Annotated in this window: 23 protein-coding genes; 12 read left to right on the forward strand and 11 right to left on the reverse strand. The window is 71.3% G+C overall.

Annotated features, from left to right (window positions below; genetic code table 11):
• Position 1: 1 nt before the first annotated feature.
• Complete coding sequence (locus M8445_RS07890; RefSeq protein WP_273987162.1) at positions 2 to 1,450, forward strand: NADH-quinone oxidoreductase subunit N; 1,449 nt, start codon at positions 2 to 4, stop codon at positions 1,448 to 1,450.
• A gap of 126 nt (positions 1,451 to 1,576) precedes the next feature.
• Here M8445_RS07890 and M8445_RS07895 read toward each other — a convergent pair whose 3' ends face one another.
• Together M8445_RS07895 and M8445_RS07900 are read right to left on the reverse strand one after the other, a co-directional pair.
• Positions 1,577 to 3,103 carry a CHASE2 domain-containing protein gene (locus M8445_RS07895; protein ID WP_273987164.1) on the reverse strand — a complete coding sequence of 509 codons (1,527 nt, stop codon included), beginning with the start codon at positions 3,101 to 3,103 and terminating at the stop codon, positions 1,577 to 1,579.
• Positions 3,087 to 4,739 (reverse strand): FecR domain-containing protein, encoded by a 1,653-nt coding sequence (locus M8445_RS07900; RefSeq protein WP_273987166.1) that lies wholly within the window; start codon positions 4,737 to 4,739, stop codon positions 3,087 to 3,089. The genes M8445_RS07895 and M8445_RS07900 overlap by 17 nt, the downstream gene beginning before the upstream one ends.
• Positions 4,740 to 4,797: 58 nt before the next feature.
• Here M8445_RS07900 and abc-f point away from each other — a divergent pair, with 58 nt between their 5' ends.
• The 3 genes from abc-f to M8445_RS07915 all read left to right on the forward strand — a co-directional run bounded on the left by abc-f (position 4,798) and on the right by M8445_RS07915 (position 7,740).
• A complete protein-coding gene (abc-f, locus tag M8445_RS07905) occupies positions 4,798 to 6,690 on the forward strand; it encodes a ribosomal protection-like ABC-F family protein (protein WP_273987167.1) in 1,893 nt (630 codons plus the stop codon).
• A 133-nt stretch (positions 6,691 to 6,823) separates the two neighbouring features.
• The gene (locus M8445_RS07910; protein WP_273987170.1) at positions 6,824 to 7,330 is read left to right on the forward strand and encodes a hypothetical protein; all 507 of its coding nucleotides are present in this window, start codon (positions 6,824 to 6,826) and stop codon (positions 7,328 to 7,330) included.
• Between the two features lie 227 nt (positions 7,331 to 7,557).
• A complete protein-coding gene (locus M8445_RS07915) occupies positions 7,558 to 7,740 on the forward strand; it encodes a DUF1540 domain-containing protein (protein WP_055362967.1) in 183 nt (60 codons plus the stop codon).
• Between the two features lie 138 nt (positions 7,741 to 7,878).
• Here the strand turns inward: M8445_RS07915 and M8445_RS07920 are convergent, their stop codons facing one another.
• The gene (locus M8445_RS07920) at positions 7,879 to 9,099 is read right to left on the reverse strand and encodes a toxic anion resistance protein (protein WP_273987171.1); all 1,221 of its coding nucleotides are present in this window, start codon (positions 9,097 to 9,099) and stop codon (positions 7,879 to 7,881) included.
• Between the two features lie 89 nt (positions 9,100 to 9,188).
• On the opposite strand from M8445_RS07920, the gene M8445_RS07925 reads away from it, so the two are divergent.
• Positions 9,189 to 9,752, forward strand: coding sequence for a GNAT family N-acetyltransferase (locus M8445_RS07925; RefSeq protein ID WP_273987173.1), 564 nt, complete (start codon positions 9,189 to 9,191; stop codon positions 9,750 to 9,752).
• Positions 9,753 to 9,808: 56 nt separating this feature from the next.
• On the opposite strand, the gene M8445_RS07930 is transcribed toward M8445_RS07925, so the two are convergent.
• Positions 9,809 to 10,399 carry a flagellar hook assembly protein FlgD gene (locus tag M8445_RS07930; protein ID WP_273987175.1) on the reverse strand — a complete coding sequence of 197 codons (591 nt, stop codon included), beginning with the start codon at positions 10,397 to 10,399 and terminating at the stop codon, positions 9,809 to 9,811.
• Between the two features lie 89 nt (positions 10,400 to 10,488).
• Positions 10,489 to 11,967 (reverse strand): serine hydrolase, encoded by a 1,479-nt coding sequence (locus tag M8445_RS07935; protein WP_273987177.1) that lies wholly within the window; start codon positions 11,965 to 11,967, stop codon positions 10,489 to 10,491.
• 62 nt (positions 11,968 to 12,029) lie between these two features.
• Here M8445_RS07935 and gatC point away from each other — a divergent pair, with 62 nt between their 5' ends.
• The 5 genes from gatC (at position 12,030) to M8445_RS07960 (ending at position 16,699) form a co-directional block, all read left to right on the forward strand.
• Positions 12,030 to 12,323, forward strand: coding sequence for an Asp-tRNA(Asn)/Glu-tRNA(Gln) amidotransferase subunit GatC (gatC, locus tag M8445_RS07940; RefSeq protein ID WP_078300654.1), 294 nt, complete (start codon positions 12,030 to 12,032; stop codon positions 12,321 to 12,323).
• Positions 12,323 to 13,600: a serine--tRNA ligase gene (gene serS / locus M8445_RS07945; protein ID WP_273987180.1), complete on the forward strand. Its 1,278-nt coding sequence runs from the start codon at positions 12,323 to 12,325 to the stop codon at positions 13,598 to 13,600. Before gatC ends, serS begins: the two co-directional genes overlap by 1 nt.
• Positions 13,601 to 13,697: 97 nt before the next feature.
• Positions 13,698 to 15,665 carry an endonuclease gene (locus M8445_RS07950; RefSeq protein WP_273987181.1) on the forward strand — a complete coding sequence of 656 codons (1,968 nt, stop codon included), beginning with the start codon at positions 13,698 to 13,700 and terminating at the stop codon, positions 15,663 to 15,665.
• A 63-nt stretch (positions 15,666 to 15,728) separates the two neighbouring features.
• Entirely contained in the window at positions 15,729 to 16,256 is a 528-nt protein-coding gene (locus tag M8445_RS07955; RefSeq protein WP_273987183.1) for a DinB family protein, read from the forward strand.
• Positions 16,253 to 16,699, forward strand: a complete 447-nt coding sequence (locus M8445_RS07960) for a hypothetical protein (RefSeq protein WP_273987185.1) — start codon at positions 16,253 to 16,255, stop codon at positions 16,697 to 16,699. Before M8445_RS07955 ends, M8445_RS07960 begins: the two co-directional genes overlap by 4 nt.
• 212 nt (positions 16,700 to 16,911) lie before the next feature.
• Here the strand turns inward: M8445_RS07960 and M8445_RS07965 are convergent, their stop codons facing one another.
• A complete protein-coding gene (locus M8445_RS07965) occupies positions 16,912 to 17,190 on the reverse strand; it encodes a hypothetical protein (RefSeq protein ID WP_273987186.1) in 279 nt (92 codons plus the stop codon).
• 266 nt (positions 17,191 to 17,456) lie between these two features.
• Between M8445_RS07965 and M8445_RS07970 the strand changes: the two genes are divergently transcribed.
• A complete protein-coding gene (locus M8445_RS07970) occupies positions 17,457 to 17,975 on the forward strand; it encodes a hypothetical protein (protein ID WP_273987189.1) in 519 nt (172 codons plus the stop codon).
• A 38-nt stretch (positions 17,976 to 18,013) separates the two neighbouring features.
• The gene (locus M8445_RS07975; RefSeq protein ID WP_337961621.1) at positions 18,014 to 18,610 is read left to right on the forward strand and encodes a ComF family protein; all 597 of its coding nucleotides are present in this window, start codon (positions 18,014 to 18,016) and stop codon (positions 18,608 to 18,610) included.
• A 15-nt stretch (positions 18,611 to 18,625) separates the two neighbouring features.
• Here the strand turns inward: M8445_RS07975 and M8445_RS07980 are convergent, their stop codons facing one another.
• The 5 genes from M8445_RS07980 to M8445_RS08000 form a co-directional block, all read right to left on the reverse strand.
• Positions 18,626 to 19,171 carry a DUF1684 domain-containing protein gene (locus M8445_RS07980; RefSeq protein WP_273987192.1) on the reverse strand — a complete coding sequence of 182 codons (546 nt, stop codon included), beginning with the start codon at positions 19,169 to 19,171 and terminating at the stop codon, positions 18,626 to 18,628.
• On the reverse strand, positions 19,171 to 19,392 hold the full coding sequence (locus M8445_RS07985) for an RNA-binding S4 domain-containing protein (protein ID WP_273987194.1): 222 nt from the start codon (positions 19,390 to 19,392) through the stop codon (positions 19,171 to 19,173). The genes M8445_RS07980 and M8445_RS07985 overlap by 1 nt, the downstream gene beginning before the upstream one ends.
• A gap of 73 nt (positions 19,393 to 19,465) precedes the next feature.
• Positions 19,466 to 20,017 (reverse strand): hypothetical protein, encoded by a 552-nt coding sequence (locus M8445_RS07990; RefSeq protein ID WP_273987196.1) that lies wholly within the window; start codon positions 20,015 to 20,017, stop codon positions 19,466 to 19,468.
• Complete coding sequence (locus M8445_RS07995) at positions 20,014 to 20,574, reverse strand: hypothetical protein (protein ID WP_273987198.1); 561 nt, start codon at positions 20,572 to 20,574, stop codon at positions 20,014 to 20,016. Before M8445_RS07995 ends, M8445_RS07990 begins: the two co-directional genes overlap by 4 nt.
• Positions 20,571 to 21,605: an Ig domain-containing protein gene (locus M8445_RS08000; protein ID WP_273987199.1), complete on the reverse strand. Its 1,035-nt coding sequence runs from the start codon at positions 21,603 to 21,605 to the stop codon at positions 20,571 to 20,573. The genes M8445_RS07995 and M8445_RS08000 overlap by 4 nt, the downstream gene beginning before the upstream one ends.
• Positions 21,606 to 21,738: the final 133 nt, after the last annotated feature.

The raw sequence follows: 21,738 nt of genomic DNA on the forward strand, positions 1-21,738 counted from the left end.
CATGCTCCAGCCACCCGAAGTGTCCCTGACGCCGCTGCTGCCCATCCTGATCGTGCTCGCGGGCGCGGTCAGCAGCACCCTGCTGGGCTTCTGGGTCAGCCGCCGCACCCTGACCTTCATCAACCTCGCGGCCACCGTGCTCGCCGCGCTGAGCCTGAGCACGCTCTGGAACCGGGGCGTCAGCTCGTTCGGCGGCAGCCTTCAGGCCGATAACGCCGCGCTGCTGCTGGCCTTCGTGATCCTGACCGGCACCCTCATGACCCTGCTCGTCACGCTGGACACCGCCTGGCGCGCCCGCGTGTCCTTCCCGGAATTCGACGCGATGCTCATGTACGCCGTGACCGGCTGCCTGCTGATCGCCTTTTCCGGCGACCTGATCGTCATGCTGATCGGCCTGGAAATCATGAGCCTCAGCGGCTACGTACTGGCCACCCTGCAAGGCTCACGCCGCGCCGAGGAAAGCGGCCTGAAGTACTTCCTGCTCGGCGCGGCCGGCAGCGCCGTCCTGATCTACGGCATCGCCTTCGTGTACGGCGCGACCGGCAGCCTCAACTACGCCGCCATTGCCGCCAAGGCCAGCGTCCTGACTCCCGAGAACACCGGCATCCTGGTCGGCGGGGCGCTGCTGATGCTGTGCGGGTTCGCCTTCAAGGTCGCCCTGGCCCCCTTCCACCAGTGGACGCCCGACGTGTACGGCGGCGCGCCCACCAGCGTCAGCCTGTTCCTGAGTACCGTCGTGAAGGTCGCCGCGTTCGCCGGGATGCTCCGCGTCTTCGGCGGCGCACTGGCCGACGCACCCGGCTGGCATTCCGTGCTTCAGGTCCTGATCGCCGCGACCCTGATCATCGGGAACCTCGCCGCGCTGCGCCAGATGAACTTCAAACGCATGCTGGCGTACTCGGCCGTCGCGCACACGGGCTTCCTCGCCATGGCCCTGCTCGGCACGCCCCAGGCGGGCGGCGCGGCCCTGACGTACTACCTGCTGGTGTACACCCTGATGACCGCCGCCGCGCTGGCTATCCTCGCTGCCCTGCAACGGGGCGAGGAAGGCATGACCATCTCCGACCTGCGCGGCCTGTACTACCGCCACCCCGCCTACACCGTCGCGCTGGCCGTGTGCCTCGCCTCGCTGGCCGGCCTGCCCCCCTTCGCCGGGTTCTTCGGCAAGTACCTGGTGTTCCAGGCGGCCTTCCAGAACGGTTACGAGTGGCTGAGCGTCCTGGCGGCCCTGACCAGCGTCGCCGCGCTGGTGTACTACCTGCGCCCCGCCATGCTGATGTTCATGCCTGACCGCACCCCCGCCCGCGAGTACGCCCACGGGCAGCGCACCCCCACCACCCTGGCCGTCACGCTCGGCGTGGTCGGCGTCACCGCCCTGGGCCTCCTGCCCAACATCTGGTACAGCTGGGTCGCCAACCCTGCCATCTGGACGCTGCTCGTCGGGCGGTGAGGGGAGAGTAGGGAGCGGGTCGGGTGCTGTCGTTCGCCCCGCTCCCGGAACACCGGAAAGATTCACCCATGAAAGTGGCCCGCCTCTGCAACGCAGACGGCGGGCCACTTCCTGCCGCCTGTACGTTCAGCCGCGCTGTTCGCGCTGGTACTTGGCGCGGTAGCGGCTGCGGCTGGCCGCCTCGACCAGATCGGTGGGCGTCTGGATGTCGGGGCCGGTGCGGGCCGCGCCGATGCTGATACGGACCGGCACGTCACGGTACGTGAGTTCCTGCAGGGCGTCCTGGATGCGCTGGGTGGTGGCGGTCATGTCCTGCACGCTGGCACCCTCGAGCAGCACCGCAAACTCGTCGGGACCCCAGCGGAACAGCAGGTCGCTGCGGCGCTTGTGTTTCAGGATGCGGCCCGAGAGGTCGCTGAGCAGTTCGTCGCCGGCACGCAGGCCGTAGACCTCGTTGACCTTGCGGAAGCCGCTCAGGTCCACCAGCAGCAGGCCCAGCGGTCGGGCGGCGCGGGCCGTCCAGCGCTGCTCGAGCGCGCGGGTGAAGGCCACGCGGTTGCCGAAGCCGGTCAGGGGGTCGCGCATGCTGAGGTTGCGCAGGTTCCACCAGCGTTCCAGGGCGACCAGGGCCGTGCCCAGAATCGCGGCGTACGAGAGGGTCACGCCCGGCAGCAGGATGTTGCCCAGCCACAGGGGAATGGCGAGGGCCAGCATCAGCAGGGCCAGCGCGAACCCCCACACGCCGCGCGCCAGGACGGCGCTGACGGCGGTCGCGACGGCCATCAGCGCGATCAGCCACGTGGGCAGGCGCGTGAAGGGCGGGCTCAGCAGGCTGGAGACGGCGCGGGCCTGCATGGCGACGCCCGGCACGACCTGCCCGGTCACGTCGCGCAGGGTGAGGTTGCTGGTGCCGCTGGCGGTCAGACCGATGATGACGATCTTGCCCTGAATGTCGCCGTAGCGGACGTTGCCGTTCACGACGTCCCGGAACGGAATGACGGGCAGGCGGTCCTGGCTGGGGGCGCTGTAACGCAGCAGTTGCGGCTGGGTGTCCAGCGGCACGTTGCGGCCGGCGGCGACTGCCAGTTGCCGCGCGAAACTGGGGTGCAGGGTGGCGCTGGCCTGCGCAGCGGCGCTGGCGCTGTCCGTGACCGGGCTGGCGTCCCCCTGCGTTTCCGGCGTGCCGGGGTACCCGGTCTGGAAGGTGCGGACCACGCCGTCCGGGCTGACGTTCAGGGCGCTGACGCCGGTCGGGGAGAGCCAGTCGGGGCTGGCCAGCTGGCGGCTCTCGCCGGGCGCGGTGGCCAGCACCACGTTCGGCTGGCTGAACGCGTCGGCTAGGCGGCTGTCGTTCCGGGCGGGGTCGCTGAACAGCACGTCGATGCCGATGGCGGTCGCGCCCGCCTGTTCCAGCGTTCCGAGGGCCTGCGCGTACAGCTCGCGGGGCCAGTTGCCGATGCGGCCGTAGTCGCGCAGCGAGGCGTCGTCGATGCCGACCACCACGACCCGCTGCTCGGGTGCGCCGGGCAGGGCGCGGTTCAGGGCGTCCCACAGGCGGGTGTTGTCCGGCAGGATGAAGGTCAGCAGCAGCGCAAGGATCGCCGCCACCGGGACGGTGTACAGCGCCAGCGAGCGGTCAGGGGATCTCAACATGGCGTTCGTTGCCTGCCTCGTCTGTGGCGTTCAGGGTGACCGGGCTGCCCGGCGTGGCCAGCGGCAGCGTCCACTGGAAGTCCGGGCGGCCGGCCGTGACCGTGCGGGTGTATGCCACGCCGTTCACGGTGACCCGCAGCGTCACGCGGTTCCTGGCGGCCCTGCTGCCGTCCGTGATGGTCAGGCTGGCGTCCTGCACGCGGCCCGTGAGGGTCAGCACGCGGCCCTCGCGGCGGCCCTGCACGGTCACGGCCGGCGCGGTCCGGTCGATGACCAGCGGCACCTGGCGCGTCAGGGTCTGCCCGAAGCGGGTGGCGGTGACGGTCACGGCGTACGTGCCTTCCGGCAGGGTGTCTTCCAGGCGTTCCAGGCGGAACACGCCGTCCGTGCCGCCCAGCGTGACGGTGCGCCCGGCCACGCTGGCCTGCACTGCCGCGTCCGGCAGGCTGCGGGCCAGCAGCGTCAGGTCCTGCACCTGCAGCTTCCCGGCCGGCAGGTCCAGCGTGAGGGGCCGGGCGCGTTCGGCGTCCAGCGACTGGTTGAAGCGGTCCAGGGCGTCGAGTTGCAACGTTCCCACGCCGCCCGCCTCGGCGCGCTGCTGCCCGGCACTGACGGGCTGGTCGCCCTCGCCGGGCAGCGCCACCTGACCCTCGAAGACCTTCACGACCCCGCTGGCATCCACCCGGAAGACCGTGCCGCGCACGGCCGTGCTGACGACCGGGGTGTCCAGGCGGTAGCCGCCCTGCCCCTTCTGCACGACGTTCCAGGCGGTACCGCGAGACAGTTTCAGCAGGACCTCACGGCCCCGTTCGGTGCGTTCCACGGCCAGCACGTTCAGTTCGCTCTGCTCGTTCAGGCGCAGGTACCCGCCGCCCGTGAAGCCCACCTCGGCCCACGCGCCGGCGGCGGTGTTCAGGGTCACGCCGGGGTCCAGCGCGTCCCCGATGACGGCCACGCGGCTCTGCCCGGCGCGGTCCACGCGCACCTGCCCGCGCGTCGCCTCGATGTTCGCGTCGCCCAGCCCCCGGTACTGCGAGGCGTACCAGGGGTCCTGCTCGCGGAAGGCCGTGACCTTCCCGCTGTCCAGATCCACCTGCTGCGCGGCGCGCACGGTCACGAGCTTGCCGTTGAGGCTCAGGCGCGCCTGCCCCTGCAAGACGGCCACGCGGCGGGTCGCCCTGCCGCTCAGGTCCACCCGCATCTGCCCGGCGCCCTCCATGACGACGTGCGTGCCCTGCACGTGCACGGCGACCGGGCCGCGCAGGAAGAAGCGGCCGTCGAGCAGGTCCGCCTCATCCAGGTAGCGGCGCAGCCGCGACGCGCTGCCCACCACGATCTGCCCGGCCCCGGACTTCAGTTCGGCGCGGCCCGTGCCGGTGCGCAGCGACGTGTTCAACTCGGTGCCCGGCGCGCTCCCCGGAGCCCAGGTGCCCGAGGCGCCCAGGAATTCCACGCTACCCTGCGCCTGCGCCAGACGCGGCGTGGTCGTGCCGGCCGTCTGGGTGCCGCCAGTCTGCGCGCTGGCCCGGCCCAGCGGAACGAGCGCGGCGCCGCCCAGCAGGAGCAGCGCCGTCAGGGGAGCGACCCGGAGGTTTACGTGGAGCTTGAGAACTGCTGAGCGGGCCGTCACCTTCATCACGTCATAGTTTACGAGAAAAATCTGACAATTTCGTAACGCGCGTATACTGCGGGGCGTGCTTGTTGCCGCCGTGGACGCCAGTAAGGAGTACGGTCCGCTGACCGTGCTGAGTGAAGTGAATTTTGCCGTGCAGCCGGGCGACCGGGTGGGTCTGGTCGGCCGCAACGGTGCCGGGAAAAGCACGCTGCTCAAGCTCCTGACCGGGCAGCTTACCCCCGACGGGGGCAGCATGAAACGCGCGCCCGGCGTGCGGGTCCGCTCGCTGCAACAGGACCCGGTGTTCCCGGACGGGGCGACCATCGACAGCGTCCTGAACGCCGCCTTCCAGGACCTCGATGAACTGGAGGCCGAACTGAGCGCCGCCGCCGCCGCCATGAGCAGCGGCACGCCGGACAGCATCCTGCACCACGAGGCGCTGCTGGAGAACTACCAGCGGCGCGGGGGGTTCGAGCGCCGCAGCCGCAAGGACGCCGTGACCCTGGCCTTCGGGTTCCGGGGCCGCGAGAACGACCTGGCGTCCAGCCTCAGCGGCGGGGAACGCACCCGGCTGGGCCTCGCGGCGCTGCTGGTCGAGAACCCGGACGTGCTGCTCCTCGACGAGCCCACCAACCACCTGGACATCGTGATGGTCGAGTGGCTCGAGGCCTTCCTGGGCCGCTACCCGGGCGCGGTGCTGGTCATCAGTCACGACCGGACCTTCCTGGACACCGTGACCCGCGAGACCGCGTACCTGCGCGGCGGCACCCTGAAGATGTACGCCGGGAACTACACCAAGTTCCGCGAACTGCTGGAAGTCGAGCAGGAGCAGCAGGCCGCCCGGCACGCCATCGAGAGCAAGCAGATCGCCAGCCTGCAGGCCAGCGCGGACCGCATGAAGATCTGGGGCCTGGGCATGAGCAAACTCGCCCGGCGCGCCAAGGCCATGCAGGCCCGCGTGGACCGCATGCAGAACCGCGCGACCGCCGCCCCGGCCGCCGATCAGCGCACGGCCCGCATCACCTTCCACGCGCCGGAAAGTGGCGACGTGATTCTGGACGCCCGGCACGTGACGCGCGTGCTGCCCGGCGGGCGCACCCTGTTCCGGGACGTGAACGTGCAGATCCGCCGGGGCGAACGCATCGCCATCATCGGGCGCAACGGGGCGGGGAAGACCACCTTCCTGCGCACCCTGCTGGGCCTGGAGAAAAGCGACGACCCCCGTACGCGCCTGCTGACCGGGGCGCGCGTGACGGTCGGGTACTACGATCAGGCGCTGCGCGGCGTGGACCCCAACGACACGCTGTACGACGTGGCCCGCACCTACACCCAGAAGGACCCGCAGGCGCACGACCTGCTGGGCACGTTCATGTTCCCATACGACCAGCACGACAAGCAGGCCCGCATCCTCTCGGGCGGCGAACGCGCCCGCCTAGCCCTGCTGAAACTGGCGCAGGAGGACCACAACCTGCTGGTCATGGACGAACCCACCAACCACCTGGACATGGAGATGGTCGAGAGCCTGGAAGTCGCGCTGGAGGACTTCGGCGGCACCCTGATGATGGTCAGCCACGACCGCGCCTTCATCGAGGGGCTTGCCGACCGCATCTGGCTGATCGAGGACGGGCAGTTCTTCGAGTACCCCGGCTGGGAGGACTACAAGGCCAAGCACCGCACGGCCGCCGAACTGGAAGCCGAGGCGCTGGCCGCCGCGCCGAAGGCCGCCCCCAAGCCTGCCGCGCCCAAAGGGAAGGGCCTGTGGCACCTCAAGCGCGAGGTCGAGGCCATCGAGGCGGACATCGCCCGCCTGGAAACGCAACTGGAAGAGGCGCAGGCCGCCCTGAACGCCGCTCCCGCTGACGCGGACTTCGTGGCGCTGGGGCAGGCTGCGCATGACCTGGAAGTGCAGCTGGAGGCGAAGATGACTGCGTGGAGTGAGCGGCAGGCCGAGGTCGAGGAGAAGGGTGGCTGACAGCCGGGAGGCTGGGGGGGCAGCTGGACGGGTCCGGCCTTCCCGGACAGCGCCGCCCCAGACGGCGCCCCCCCCGGACGGTGCTTACGAATCTCACCCGGGCCGCCCTATCCTGAGTCCGGAAGTCAGGATTATGACCAGCCCCCACACCCAGACCCCCCAGGCCCCCGCCCCCACCGCCGCGCACGCTCGCTCGCTGCACCGGGCCGCCGAGGCATTCCTGGCGCACACCCACCCGCGCGCCCCGCTGCGGCTGGAACGTGTGACCCTGCACGGCGTGACGTACGCCGCCGCGCCGGACCCGGCCGCACTGCGTCTGAACCGCGCGCTGGCCGAGGAAGTCGTGATGGTCGCCCTGGCCCCCGCCGAGGCCGCCCACCTGAGCGGCACGCCCACCCCCGACGGTGGCCGGGACGCCCGCATGCTGCTTGACTGTGCCCTGACCGACCCGGACGAACGCGACACCCTGGACGCCTACCTGAGCGTCCTGCGGGGCCGCACCCGCGCCAAACTGCGCCGCGCCTGGACCGAGATCGAGGTCCTGGCCGCCGGACTGCGCGAACACGGCGAACTGGACGCTGCGCAGGTCGCGCACCGCGTCGCCTGCGCCCAGGGCATCCGCGCCAGCCTGCTCAACTGAACCGGATTCCGGTCGAACACTCTGTTGCCGGGCATGTGAAGTGCATGAGTGGGTCCGGCGGCCCCAACCAGCACAGAGGCGCCCACAGTCTCCTCCAGCAGCCGGAAAAGCGCCTGGAACGAAGAAAACAGACCTGTTTACTCGGAATCCACGCCTTCCCTTCACCGTGCAAGGCAGCTCACCATCCACCCGACCCACCGGCCGCACGCTGAAGGCAGGAGGGTCCCATGAACGACGACACCCAGAGCATGGTCAGCCGCTGCGACGCCACCACCTGCCGCTTCAACGAGGACATGAACTGCACCGCCGGCCAGATTGAGGTCAGCATGAGCGGCCAGACCGCCCAGTGCCTCACCTTCGCCCCGGCCGACGCCATGAACGAAAGCCAGAGCGCCCGCGCCGACAACTGAACGCAACAGACCCTGCACAGAAGTGGGCCGGACGCCTCCCATGGGGGTATCCGGCCCACTTCTATCTGACCAGCTGCCTGATCGCCCGTGCAGGCACCCCCTGCGGTCGCGTCGGGTCCGTGCGGTACGGGGTCCGTATCAGATTTTCAGCTCGCCCTGTGGCGTGACGTTCAGGTCCTGCGCGAGTTCGCGGGACGCCTGCTGCCGCTCGCGGTCCAGGTACGTCTGTGCCTGCGCGACCTCCTTGTCCAGCACCTGCATGGTGTCCTGGAAGCGTTCCAGCGCCTGCTGCCGGTACGAGCTGATGGCGTCCAGCGCGCCGTACACGTCCCGGAACGCCGCCTGAATGATCTGCGGGTCCACGGTGGCGCTGCCCGCCTGCCTCTGGATCTCGGTGCTCTGCTGGCGCAGCAGGCTGGCGGTCGAGCCGATCATCTTGCCGGTCGTGTCATTCAGGGCCGTCACCTGCCCCAACACGGCCTGCTGCGTCCCAAGGGCCTGCGAGACCATCAGCGCGGTCTTCAGGGCGCTGACGGTGGTGGTCGTGGCGCGGTCCACGCCCTTGATCAGCTCTAGGTTGTTGCGCCGCACGAGGTCCAGCGCCAGGTACCCCTGAATGCTCACGGCCAGTTGGGTCAGCAGGTCCGTCACGCGCTGCCGCACCGCGAACAGCAGTTCCTCGCTGACCATGCGGGCCTTGTCGGGGTCCGTGACCTGCAACTCCTGAAGGCGCTGCGTGAGGGCCTCATCCACGGCCTTCCCGACGTGCGCGTACTGCCGGAGTTTCTGCATGGTGTCCCACAGGTGCACCTTCTCGGTCTCGATGGTGGCGTTGTCGCGCCGCAGTTCGTCCTGCCCGCGGTACAGCGCCTCCAGGATGCCGTTCAGGTGCGACTGCGCGCTCTGGTACTTGTCCAGTGCGCTTTGCACCTTCTTGCCGCCGGGCAGCAGGCCCAGGAACCGGCGGGGCGTGGCCGTGCGGCTGGGGTCCAGGTCCTCCACCGTGCGGCGCAGGTCCGTCAGGCCGCGCAGGATGTCGCTCCCCTCGGCCAGTGCCCCGACCTTGGTGGCGCGCAGCGGGCGGTCCAGCATGCGGTTGCTGCTCTGCGCGGCGGCCCGCTGTTCGGGCAGCCCCAGTTCATGCACGGCGTCCAGCTTGCGTTTGAATTCCGGGGTGTGCGCACCGGCGCTCAGCACGTCCTGCGCGAACGCGCGGGCCATCTGGTCGAGCCGCGTGCGGTCCTCGGCGGACAACGGCACCATCTCCGGCGCTTCCTGCGCCCGCACGGCCGGAACGGCGTCCGGCGCTTTCAACAGGGAATCGGGAGGCGTCAGCGGACCGGAAGTACCATCGCTCATACCCCCATTACGCACCCGGAACGTGAGGAGTTGCATCCGGCAGAAGGCGTATGCCCACAGGCCCCCCGGCCAGGGTACGCTGCGCGCCGATGCCTGCCCTGACCCTGCCCGTCCTGACCCTGCGTGACCGCCATGACGACGACCTGCCCACCCTCTGGCGCTGGCTGCACGCCGAGAGCGACCCGGAATGGAAACGCTGGGACGCCCCGTACTTTCACGCAGACAGCGGGCCGTCCACGCTGTCCCTGACGGACTTCACGGCCCGTGAGCACTGCCGCGCGCCCGACCCGCACGGGCGGATCATCGCGCTGGACGGCGCGTGCATCGGGCAGGTCACCCGCCATGAGGAAGCCCCGGCCGGGGGCGGATGGTGGGAGGCGGGCCTGCTGATCTTCGACCCACATCACTGGGGTGGCGGACTGGGCACGCAGGCGCTGCGGCTGTGGACCGACGCGACCTTCGCCCAGACCGGCGCGCACGTCCTGACGCTGACCACCTGGGGCGGAAACGAACGCATGGTGCGGGCCGCCGCCCGCGCCGGCTTCCGCGAGTGCGCCCGCATCCCGCAGGCCCGCGCCTGGGCCGGGCAGCGCTGGGACAGCGTGAAACTCGCGCAGCTGCGAACCGACTGGGCAGGCGGTCAGGCCCCCTGACAGACCGGCATGAAACAGCGGGCCGCGTGTCAGGCGGCCCGCTGCCCGGTTGATGGTCAGTTTTCCAGCGTGACCGGGTAGTCCTCGGCGACGATGCTCACGCCCGCCCCGTTGAAGTACGCACGGATGGTGTACTCCCCGGTGGGCAGCGCCTTGCCGTCACTGCCCCGGCCGTTCCAGCGGACGCTCTGCACGTCCATGGTCTCGCCGGGCGCGACGTTCGTCAGGACGAGTTGCATGGTGCAGACCGTGTTCGTGGGGTTGGCCCGCACGACCTGCCCGGCGGCGTTCAGAACCTCGAAGCGCACGTCGCACGCACCGTGTTGCAGGTCAATCGCTTCCTCGCCCAGGTTGGTCAGGTTGAAGGTCCAGGTGGTGTCCTGCCCGCCGCTCAGGCTGCCGGGGCCGCTGAGGTTGGCGCTGTGCGGGGTGGCCAGCGCGGGGTTCAGGGCGGGCCGGGCCGGGCTGACAGGTGCCGGCGTGGCGGGTGCTGGCGTGGTGGGGGCCGGTGCGGGCGTCGTGACGGGAGGAGTCGCGGCGCTGCGGGGCGGCAGGGCCGGAATGGTGAAGATGCTCACCTGGGCCTGGGCGGACAGCGTGCCGAGCAGGGCGATGGACAGCAGGGCCGTGCGGATGCGGGGCGTCATGCCCCTCACTGTGCGCGGCCCTGCCTGACGCTGCGTGAGGAACCCTGAGCGAACCTTCAGGGAAGGCGCGGTGTGTGGTGGGAGCGGGGTCAGCGCAGCAGGCGCAGCACGCCGCCGTACAGAGCCAGGAACTGCGGGTCGTTCAGGGCGCGGGCGTCATTCCAGGTGGCGCTCACGCAGTACGTGCGGCCCGCCTGCGTGGTGACCTGAGTGGTCAGGTTCAGCACGCCGGGCTCGTTGCCGCCCTTGAAGCTGACGCTGCCGAAGGCGGCGGGGTCGGCCACGCCGGGATTCAGCTGCGTTTCCTTCAGGGCGACGACTGCGCCCATCAGGCGGCACAGGCGTCCCGTGCTGGCGAACCATTCCACGTCCCGCGCCAGGGGGCCGCCCGCGAAGGCCGAGGCGGCGGGCAGCGGGGCCACGCGAGCGCGCTCCAGCACCGCCCGCCGCGCCGGGACGTTCAGGACGGCGGCGCGGTACTCCGCGAGCAGCGCGGCGTTCGCGGGGTTCTTCAGCGCGAAGGCTTCACGGGTGCCCGGCAGGGCGTTTTGACCCAGCCGGGCCTCCACGCCCGCGCGGCCCACGGCGTTCAGCAGCAGGTCCGTGGCGGTGTTGTCACTCTGCGAGATCATGCGCGCCGCGAGGTCCCGCAGCGTGTACCGACTGCCGGTCGGCGCGTCCTGCAACGTGCCGCTGGGGAGGCTGCGGTCGGCGTCCGTCAGGGTCAGTTCGTCGGTCCAGGCGCGCTGCCCGGCGCTGATCTGCGCCTGCAACTCGCCCAGGATCGCCAGTTTGAAGGTGGACCCGACCGCCAGGGGCCGCGCGGCGTTCAGGGCGATGACCGGGGCGCCGCCCTGAACGCCCACCTCCTGCACCAGCAGGCTGACCTGTCCGGGCAGCGCGTCGAACGCGGCGCGCGCCTCGTCGGGCGAGCCGAAGGTCACGTCCGGCGTGACGGGCGCGACGACCAGCCCGGTCACGCGGCCCTGAGCGTCCAGCGTGAACTGCGTGACGTTCAGCGGGCCGTTCTCGAAGATCAGGGTGGCGCCGGTCGCGCTGACCTGCACGTCCTGAAGCGGGCCGTACTGGGCGCGCAGGCCCTCCAGGAAGGACCGCAACTGCGCTTCGGGCAGCGCCTCCAGAAACGCCGGGGCGAACAGCGCCGGGTCCAGCGGCCCGCTGAAGATGCGCTTCAGCAGCTCACGCGGCGAGCCTGCTCCGGTCGCGTCCGCGTTCGCCACCAGCGGCGTGAAGCGCAGGCCCGTGAAGCGCCCTTGGTCGTCCAGCGCGGCCTGCACGCCCAGGCGGCCCTTCTCGAACACGGCCACGGCCACCCCGCCCTGCGTTTCGACGCTCCGGAAGGCGCCCAGCTGCGCGCGCAGGCCGTCCAGCGCCGTCTGAAGCTGCGCGGCACTCAGGGCCGCCTGGAAGTCCGGGGCCAGCCACGCCGCCTGCACCGGCCCGCTGAACAGCCGCGTCACGGCCTCCAGTACGCCCAGCGGGGCCTGCGCCTGCGCGCAGGTCAGCAGCGAGAAACTCAGCAGGACAGCCGGACGGGTGGGTCGCATGTCGCCACGGTACGCCACGAGACGGGTACGGGAGGCCGCACCTGCCGCCTATACTTCTGGGCATGATCGACGCGGCCCAGATAGACCACCTCGCGCAGCTTGCCCGGCTGCACCTGACCCCGGAGGAACGCACCGCCATGCAGGGCGACCTGACCCGCGTGCTGGGGTACTTCGACCTGCTGGGCGAGGCGGACACCAGCGGCGTGCAGGAAATGCAGCGCCCGGTCGACCTCGTGAACGTGCTGCGCGACGACGTGCCCGGCGCGGTCTTCCCGCAGGCCGCCGTGACCGCCCTGGCCCCCGAGAGCATGCCCGACGGTCACATCCGCGTGCCCCGCACCGTGGAGGCCGACTGATGCTCGACCTCAAATTCATCCGTGAGAACGCCGGGGCTGTCAGACACGCCGCGCAGGTGAAGGGCGTGGACATCGACATCGACGACCTGCTGCGCGTGGACCGCGAACTGGTGGACCTGAAGCAGCGCGTGGAAGCCATGCAGGCCGAACGCAACGCCAACGCGAAACTCGTGCCGAAAGCCGCGCCCGACGAGCGCGCCGCCCTGATCCAGAAAGGCAAGGACCTCGCCGAGGAGCTGAGGGGCCTGGAACCCGCCCTGCGCGCCCACGAGGACACCCTGAAAGTCATGCTGCTGCGCGTGCCGAACATCCCGCACGCCTCGGTGCCGGTCGGGAAGGACGACAGCGAGAACGTCGAACTGCGCCGCGAAGGGGTGCTGCCCACCTTCGACTTCACGCCGCTGGACCACGTGGACCTGCTGGAGAAACAGGGCTGGAGCGACCCGGAGCGCGTGGCCCGCGTGTCCGGCAGCCGCAGCTACCTGCTGAAGGGTGAGGCGGTCATGCTGGAGATGGCCGTGCTGATGTTCGCCATGGACTTCCTGTCCGGGCGGGGCTTCACGCCGCTGTCCACCACCGCCCTGGCCCGCCCGGACGCGTTCGTGGGCAGCGGGCACTTCCCTGGCGGCGAGGATCAGGTGTACAAGATCGAGGGCGACGAGCTGATGCTGGCCGGGACCGCCGAGGTCCCCGTGAACAGCCTGTACGCCGGAGAGCAGCTTCAGCACGAGCAGCTGCCGATCACGTTCGCTGCGATCAGCGCCGCGTTCCGCAGCGAGGCCGGATCGGCCGGGCGGGACGTGCGCGGACTGATCCGCGTGCACGAATTCCGCAAGGTCGAGCAGTACGTGCTGTGCGAGGCCAGCGAGGAAGTCGGCCTGGAATGGTTCGCGAAGATCCTGGGCAACGCCGAGGCGCTCCTGGCGGCCCTGGAACTCCCGTACCGCGTCATGCAGAACTGCACGGGCGACATGGGCGCCGGGAAGGTCCTGATGTACGACATCGAAACCTGGGTGCCCAGCGAGCAGGTGTACCGCGAGACGCACTCCTGCTCGTACCTGGGCGACTGGCAGGCCCGCCGCACCGGCCTGCGCTACCGCGACGCGGGCGGCAAACTGGTGTTCGCGCACACCCTGAACAACACGGGTGTCGCCGCGCCCCGCATCCTGGTGCCGCTGCTGGAAAACCACCAGCAGGCCGACGGCACCATCCGCATTCCCGCCGCGCTGCGCCCGTACCTGGGGGGTAAGGAAGTGATCGGCCAGCCCGTGCGCTGACCGGGAGGAAGTGGGTTGTGGGGTGTGGGTCGGTGGCCTGTCTGCCGTCCCGCACCACACCTTCATTACGCCCAGAGCGTAATGGTATGCTGACCGCATGGACATTCCAGCGGAGTTGGTGCAGGACACCCAGGCCCGGTTCCTGAACCGCCGGGCACAGCGGACCGAGCAACTGGAGCGACTGAACGTGGGCGGCCTGATCGAGGCCGATTCCGCCGCGCGGGTCGAGGCCCGCCTGGCGCGGCTGGGTGTACCCATGCCGGACGCCCGCGCGCTGGTCGAGGGGCACGAACCGCTCGCGCAACTCACCTCGCGCCTCCCGCAGGACACCCGGCAGAACGTGGAACGCCTGCTCGGCGCGAACGATCTGGTGGGCGTGGCGTACCTGGACCTCGCGCGCGCCGCCGCCCGCGCCGTGGCCCGCGTGGTCCTGCGCGACCGCCGTGGCCGCACCACCGGGTACGGCACCGGCTGGCTGTGCAGCCCCCGCCTGCTCATTACCAACAACCACGTCCTGACCGGACCCGACGATGCCCGCACGGCCGCCGCCGAATTCGACTACGAACTGCGCCCGGACGGCACCCTGCGCGACCGCGTGACCCTCTCCCTGGACCCCGACACGCTGTTCCTGACCAGCGAGGCGCTCGACTACACGATTGTGGCTATGCAGGGCGACACGGCGCCGTTCGGGTGGATTCCCTGCTTCGGCGGGGCCGACCGGAACGTGCTGGGCGAGGCCCTGAGCATCATCCAGCACCCCAGCGGCGAACCGAAACAGGTGGCGCTGCGCGAGAACCGCCTCGTGGACCGCCTGCCGGACTTCCTGCACTACGAGACCGACACCGCCCCCGGCAGCAGCGGCAGTCCCGTCTTCAACGACGCCTGGGAGGTCGTGGCCCTGCACCACAGCGGCGTGCCCCGCACCGACGCGCAGGGCCGCGTGCTGCGCCGCGACGGGCGGCCCACCGCGCCCGGTGACAGCGACACCGACATCGACTGGATCGCCAACGAGGGCGTCCGCATCAGCCGCATCCTGGAGGACCTGCGCGCCCGCCCGGACGCCGCGCACCCCCTGATCTCGGAACTGCTCGCCGCGCCCCGCCCGCCCCGGCCCGCCCCCGAAACGGCTGCCGGCAGTCCCGTCCCGCCGCTGGACGGCGCCACCCTGGACCTGGGTGAACTGGACCTGAACGCCCTGAAGGCCGACCCGGACGGCCGCGTGACACTGCCCGTCACGCTCACGCTGCGGCTGAAAGCGCCGGAGGGGCGGCCCGCGCCTAGCCGGGACCGCCTGTACCTCGACCCGGCCGACGCGGACGCCACCCGCGCCTACTACGCCACGCTGAACGCCGACCTGAACGCAGATGCCACGCCCCGCGAGCGGTTCCTGGCGCTGTCGAAACTCGTGACCGGCACGCACGCCCGCGTGCTGGCCTACGCGCCTGCCGAGCAGCTGTACCCCTGGGTGGACGTGTGGCCCGACGGGCAGCTGCGCAGCCTGTACTCGGCCCGCGAGCACACGCCCGCCGAACTGATCGCAGCGGACCGCGCCGCCCAGGCTCGCCGCGACCGCCTCGCCGCCGCCGAGGGCCTGAACGCCGACGCGCTGGAGGACGCCCTGCCGTACAACTGCGAGCATGTCGTGCCGCAGAGCTGGTTCGCCAGGCGGCAGCCCATGCGCGGCGACCTGCACCACCTGTTCGCCTGCGAACCCGACTGCAACTCCTTCCGGGGGAACACGCCGTACTTCGACTTTCCCGACTACGGCGAGGCGATCCGTAGCGACTGCGGCCGCCGCGAACCCGGCGAGTTCGAACCCGCCCACGGCCAGGGCGCCGCCGCCCGCGCCACGCTGTACTTCCTGCTGCGTTACCCCGGCGTGGTCCGCCAGTACGCGCCCCGGCACCTTCAGACGCTGCTGGCGTGGCATGCCGCGCACCCGCCCGGCGACTGGGAACGCCACCGTAACGCCGCCATTCACGCCGCGCAGGGTAACCGCAACCCCCTGATCGACCACCCGGACTGGGCCGCCACGACCGATTTCACGGAGGGCCTGGGCCGCTGACCCACCCCTGGGAACTGCCGGGGAGACAGGGTGCCTGCGCGCGCCGGACGCTACACTGACGGCATGACACAATCCCTGACGGACCCGGCGGTGCTGGCCGTGATGGGCGCCACGCCCGACGACGTGCGCGCTCGCCTGACCAAGGAACTCGACCGCTTCGAGGCGCAGCTGCGCACCCGGCAGGCCGACTGGACCCGCGTGCAACCGGACCGCGAGTGGAGCCCCGCGCAGGACGCCGAGCACGTCATCCTGATCAACGACTCCATCTCGCGCGGCGTGGCGCTGCTGCTCTCGGACCGGGAACTGCGGCCCACCCCCCGCGCGCCCGGCGAGACCACCCCGGACGGCCGCCGCGTCGCCCCGCCCCACACCCGCCCCAGCGACACCGGCCTGGCCTGGGAGGACCTGGATACCCGCTGGGCGCAGAGCCGCGCTGGCCTGGAACGCGCCGTGACGGACCTGCGCCACACGCCGGGCCGCACGCTGTGGCACCCGTTCTTCGGGGAACTGGACGCCATGGACTGGATGCGCATGGTCGCCATTCACCTGAACAACCACCGCAAGCAACTGGAAGCCAGCGCCAGCGCATGACCGACCCCGCCTCCACCCCGCCCGCCAGCACCCGCACCGACAAGGGCGTGCGCGGCTTCGAACTGGACATCCACGTGGCGTTCACGCAGCCGCTGCCGGCCACGCAGGCCCGCGCCGCACTGCTGACCTTGGACGGCTTCACCGTGGACCTGTACCGCCCCCACCCGGCCGCGCTGCACGCCGACCAGTCCGGCGGTGACGCTCCCGACGAGGTGCCCTCGGCCCGCCTGACCGGCCCCCTGCGCGACCCGGAAGCCCTGCGCGCCGGCCTCAGCGCCCTGCTGGGCGGCCCGGCCCGCTACGTGGAAGTCGGCGTGCGCGGCTTCCTGCGCAGCGCCGCCGGGCAGACCGAATGGATGCCCTGGAAACGCAACGCCGTGCTGCCCCGCGCCGACGTGGCGCGCGTGACCTTCGAGGAAGGCGTGCGCTTCGTGCTGGAGTGACGTAATACGGGTTCCGTCTGTTTCGTTAACAACCCGGAAGGACGCCGGGTTGCCAACTCCACGTCCGGAACCCGTTTCTCTCCTGCTCGCTCCGCTCGGGTTGAAAGCTTTTGCAAACCTTTCAACCGGAGTCCGTATAAGCAGGTATCAAGGGGCCGCCCCGCACCTCTGTTCAATTCAGGTGCGGGGCGGCCTCCCTGTCTGCCGTGCCTTCAGGCGCTGTGTGGCAGGACCAGCGCGCGGGCTTTCACGCCCGCCTCGCCCGGATGCAGAGCGAGGATCAGCAGTTTCGTGTCGGGGCGCAGCAGGTACGGCAGGACCGTGTCGTTCAGGGCGTTCAGGGCGCACGTGGCTTCCCCGACCGGCAGGTCGCGCAGGACGAGCACGGCGCGCGCGGCGGCCACGTCCGTCCAGATGTCCACGCGGCCTAGCAGGTCCTCGCCGCTGCGGGACCGGTACTCGAATTCGTGGTGGCGTCTGAGCTGATGCATGAAATTGGTCTTCTCCTCTGGTTCGGTCAGGGCAATGGGACAGGAAGGCGGAGTGAACGCAGGGGGAACGCGGGCGCGGAAGCTGCCGGCACAGCGGGCATGGGCTGGGGGGTTGTGCTGCACAGCTTAAACGCTGCGGATGTGTCCTTTGTCCCGCCTGTCTGTGTTCCGTGTGATCCTGCCCGGCCCTGACCGGGACAGACTGGCGCCCCCTGATCAAACGTGCGTGAAGACGCCGGGAACGGCCGGCCCGTACACTGAAGGGGATGACCACGCCAGTCAGCGAACTGCTGCGCGAGTACCAGGGCTACGTTCTGGCGTACCGTCTGCGCCGCGCCGTGGGCGGCCGGGTCGCGCCGGCCCGCGAGCAACTGACCCTGGCGCAGTACGCCGCGCTGCGCCTGGAACGCCAGGACCTCGCGCGGTCCCTGATCCGCCGGGGCATGGGCAGCGGGCAGATGCGCCGCCTGGACGACCTGTCCGACGAACTGATGTTCGGCTTCTGGCTGAACCCGGCCGAGGTCGCCGCGTTCCTGCGCGCCGCGATCCGCGAGGGCAGCCACCCCGCGCTGGGCGACCCGGCCGCCTTCGCCGCGCTGCTGAGCCCCGCCGAACGCGCCCGCCTGGGCGAGAGCGGCGTGCGGCGCGTGTGCGCGCACCACATCGCGAGTTTCTCGCTGGCCGCGCCCATGCTCGACCCGACCGGCCTGAACGCCGCGTGGCAACGCATCGAGGACAACGAGCCGCCGCTGTTCGTGGATGAACTGCAACCGGTGGGCTCCTGAACGCCGCGCAGCTTCTCGGGGACGCCCTGCGCGCCCTGCTGCCGCGCGCCTGCCCCGGCTGCGGCGGGCAACTGGGCCGCGCCGCCGGACTGTGCGCCGCCTGCCGGGGCGCCCTGCACGCCCGCGTCGAGGCGCACAGCCCCCTGCGCGCCCAGCCGGTCCCGCACCTCGTGACGCTGGGCGCGTACCGGGGTGTGAACCGCCGCGCCGTCCGCACCCTGAAATTCGGGGAGGCCCGCGACCTCGCCGCCGTGCTGGGCGAGGCCCTCGCCGGGGGCGTGCCCGCCCACTGGAACGTGCGGGCCGTCGTGCCCGTGCCTCTGCACCCGGCCCGGCAGCGGCAGCGGGGCTTCAATCAGGCGGAACTGCTGGGCCGCGCGGTGGCCGCGCAGCTGGGCGTACCGTGCGTGCCAGGGCTGCAACGCACCCGTCACACCGCTCAGCAGGCCCGTCGTCACGCCGCGCAGCGCGAGGACCTGCACGGCGCGTTCCGCGCCCGCCCGGACGCACTGCCGGGCGGTCCGGTCCTGCTGATCGACGACGTGTTCACCACCGGCAACACCCTGCTCGCCTGCCAGGACACCCTGAAACAGGTGGGCGTGACGGAGCTGTACGCCGCCGTCATCGCCCGCTGAGCGCCGGTTCCCCGGTCAGGGCAGCCGCTCACCCGCCGTGACTGCGTCCGGCAGCCAGTTCTCACGCGGGGGGAGCGGGCAGGTCCAGCCGTCCCCGTACGCGCAGTACGGGTGGTACGCGAGGTTGAAATCCACCCGCACCAGCGCGCCCTCGCCGCCCAGCTGCCGGTCCAGCGCGGCGTCCAGGTAACGGCCCGCGCCGTACGTGCCGCCCTCGGCCGCGCCGCTCGTGGCGTCCCGGAACGGAATGAACACCCGCGCGGGCTGCTCGTCGCCGGGCGGCGTGAACACCCACAGCGTGCGCTCGCCGCCCGGCAGGGGCAGCGTCACCTGCCCGTACCGCACCATGACGCGCGTCTGGCCGGTGTTCGTCTCCAGCGGAAACTCGGCCCCCTCGTCCTGCGGCAGGCGGTCGAGCAGCACCGTGAACGCCCACGACTCGTCCGGCGCGAAGTACCGCAGGCCATGAAACGACTTCGGGTCCACCGGGCCATTCCCGGCCGCGAAATGCTGATCCTTGCGGTTCCGGAAGTCCAGCACGGCCTCCTCGTACAGGCCCATTACCACTCCACCGTCACACTCTTCCCGGCGTACTCGATGATGTCACCGCGCCTCAACTTGCGGCGGCGGCGCGTCTCGATCTGACCGTTCAGTCGCACCTCGCCGCCCTGCACGCGGAACTTGGCCTCGCCGCCCGTCTCGACCAGCCCGCGCATTTTCAGGAAATCCTGAAGGTCGATGGTGTCCGGGTCGTAAGGGGAGTAACTGGGATCGCTGGTCATGCCGGGCAGCGTAGCAGGGCGGGCGGGGCGGGGTCTGTACGCCCGTTCCGCCGCGCGCCCCCACCCGCTGCCCTCAGCGTTTGCCGTACTGCTGGCTGAACAGGCGCAGGTCCGCGTCGTCCACGCGGCGGTCCTGGTTCAGGTCGCCGGTCGTGCCGCTCTTGCCGTAGTTGTTCATCAGGATGGCCAGGTCGGTCAGGTCGATCTGACCGTCGCCGTTCAGGTCCGCGCCGCTCAGGCCGGTGCGGGCGGCGGCGGGCGTCCAGGCACTCAGGCCCAGTTCGCGGGCCAGTTCGGCCTGCACGGCCTCCTGAAGGGAGAGCGGGCCGCGCGGGTTGAACTCGATGCGGCGGTCCGTCCCGCTGACGAACAGGCGCGCGGCGACATCCGGGTTGAACGGCGCGGCGCTGGCCCCGCTGCCCCCCAGCGTCAGGAGCGGGCCGCCGCTGGTGTCCAGCGTGACCGGCAGTTCCGGCGTGCTGATGGCCGCCAGCGCCGCCTGCACGGCCTTCGTCAGGGCCTCGCCCTGCGGGCGGAGTTTCACGCTGGCGGCCCCGGCGGGGCCAGCCAGGAAGACGGCACTCAGGGCGGCGACCAGCAGAGCGCTCAGGCGGGTGCGCCTCACGGGCGGGCCTCCCGCGCGGCCAGAATCGCGGCGCGCAGCTTCGCCGGGTCCGTGATCGCTGCCTCTGGAGTCACGGCAGGACTGCCGGGCGCCGGGGCGGGCGGGGTCACAACGGGCGCCGCCCCGCCGGACGCGGGCACGATGGCCCCGTTCACGACCGGATACAGGCCCTGATTGAAGCCCACCAGTGGGCTGTCCAGGCGGGCGGTGTACAGCAGCGCGATCACGTCCTGACCGGCGCGCAGGGCAGGCAGGTCCGCCACGCCCTTCAGGAAGAACAGCGCCGGAGCGCCCCCCTGCTGCGGCAGCCCGGCCGGGTCGCCGGCCAGGGTTTCCGTGACGGTCAGCGGGTACGCCACGTACGTCACGCCGCCCTCCCGCACGTCGGCCGGCTGGCCGAGCGTGGCACGCACGATCACCTCGGCCTTCTTTGCCTGCTGCGCCAGTGTCAGCGTGGGGGCGGTCGTGGCCTGCGCCGTGAGCAGCGAACCCGGCAGGATCGCCAGCAGCGTCCCCAGCAGCAGGACCGGACCGCGCCGGACGGAGGAGCGCCTCACGGAGTCCCCCCGGGCGCAGGCGTGACCGGTACCGGCGCGGGCGTGACTGGCACTGGCGCGGGCGTGACCGGAGTCGGCGTTCCTGGCGCTGGCGTCCCGGAAGCGGGGGCCGTGGTGCCGGGTGTCACAGCGGGCGCCGGGGCGGGGGCTGCGCTTCCCGGTGTGGCGGGCGCGGTCTTCTCGGTGGCTGCCTTCTCGGCCGCCGCTTTATCAGTCGCCGCCTTGTCTGCGGCTGCCTTGTCCGCCGCTGCCTTTTCCGCACTGGCTTTCGCGGCGGCCTCGTCGCGTTTCTTCTGCTCTTCGGGCATCAGTTTCTCGCTCAGCAGTTTGCCCTGCCCGTCGCGCGCCTCGAAGCCCAGGTTGGCCGCCGCCAGCGTGACGGGTTTCGTGACCTTCAGGCTCAGCAGGGCCACGCGCGCGCCGCTGCGGGGCACGTTCTTGAAGCCCACGTCCACCGTCACGCGCTGGCCGTCCTGCCGCCAGAACAGCACGCCGCCGGACTCGCCGGGCTGCGCCGCGCTGACACTCACGCCCGCCGGGAGGTCCCACACCAGCCGCGCGGCCCGCACCGTGCGGGGCGCAGTGATCGTCACGGGAATGCGGGTGTTGCCGCGAATCTCGCCGCCGGGCAGTGTGGGCGTGAGGCTCAGGGGCGGCAGGTCCTGCACGGTCACGCGGAACTCCTTGCTGCTGGTGCTCAGCTTCGAGTCCGTGACCTTCACCGTGAACGCGAACGTGCCCGTCCGGGTGGGCGTGCCGCTCAGGGTCAGGCCGCTCAGTTTCAGGCCCGGTGGGAGCGTTCCGCCCGCCACCTGCGCCGTGTACGTTCCCGCGCCGCCCGCCACGGTGATGGGGGCGGAGTACGCCTCGTTCACGTACAGGGGCGGCATGCCGGACGGACTGTCGGCGAAGTACAGGATGTCGGTCGCGCTGCTGGCGGACGAACCCGTGATCTCCTGCCCGCAGGACGCCAGCGGAACGGTCAACAGGCCTGCCAGGACCAGTCGGGCGGCCACGCGGTGAAGTGCCATATGCCCAGCAGTGTACCCGCCGCCGCCCGCCCCGGCGGTGAGATTCCCATGACATCCGCCCCTGCCGGGGCCGGGCGGCGGGAATCGTCGCGCATCCCAGCGTTCCGGGCGGGGGCGCGGGATTAGACTCGGG

This window comes from Deinococcus aquaticus (assembly GCF_028622095.1).
In the GTDB taxonomy this organism is placed as follows: domain Bacteria; phylum Deinococcota; class Deinococci; order Deinococcales; family Deinococcaceae; genus Deinococcus; species Deinococcus aquaticus.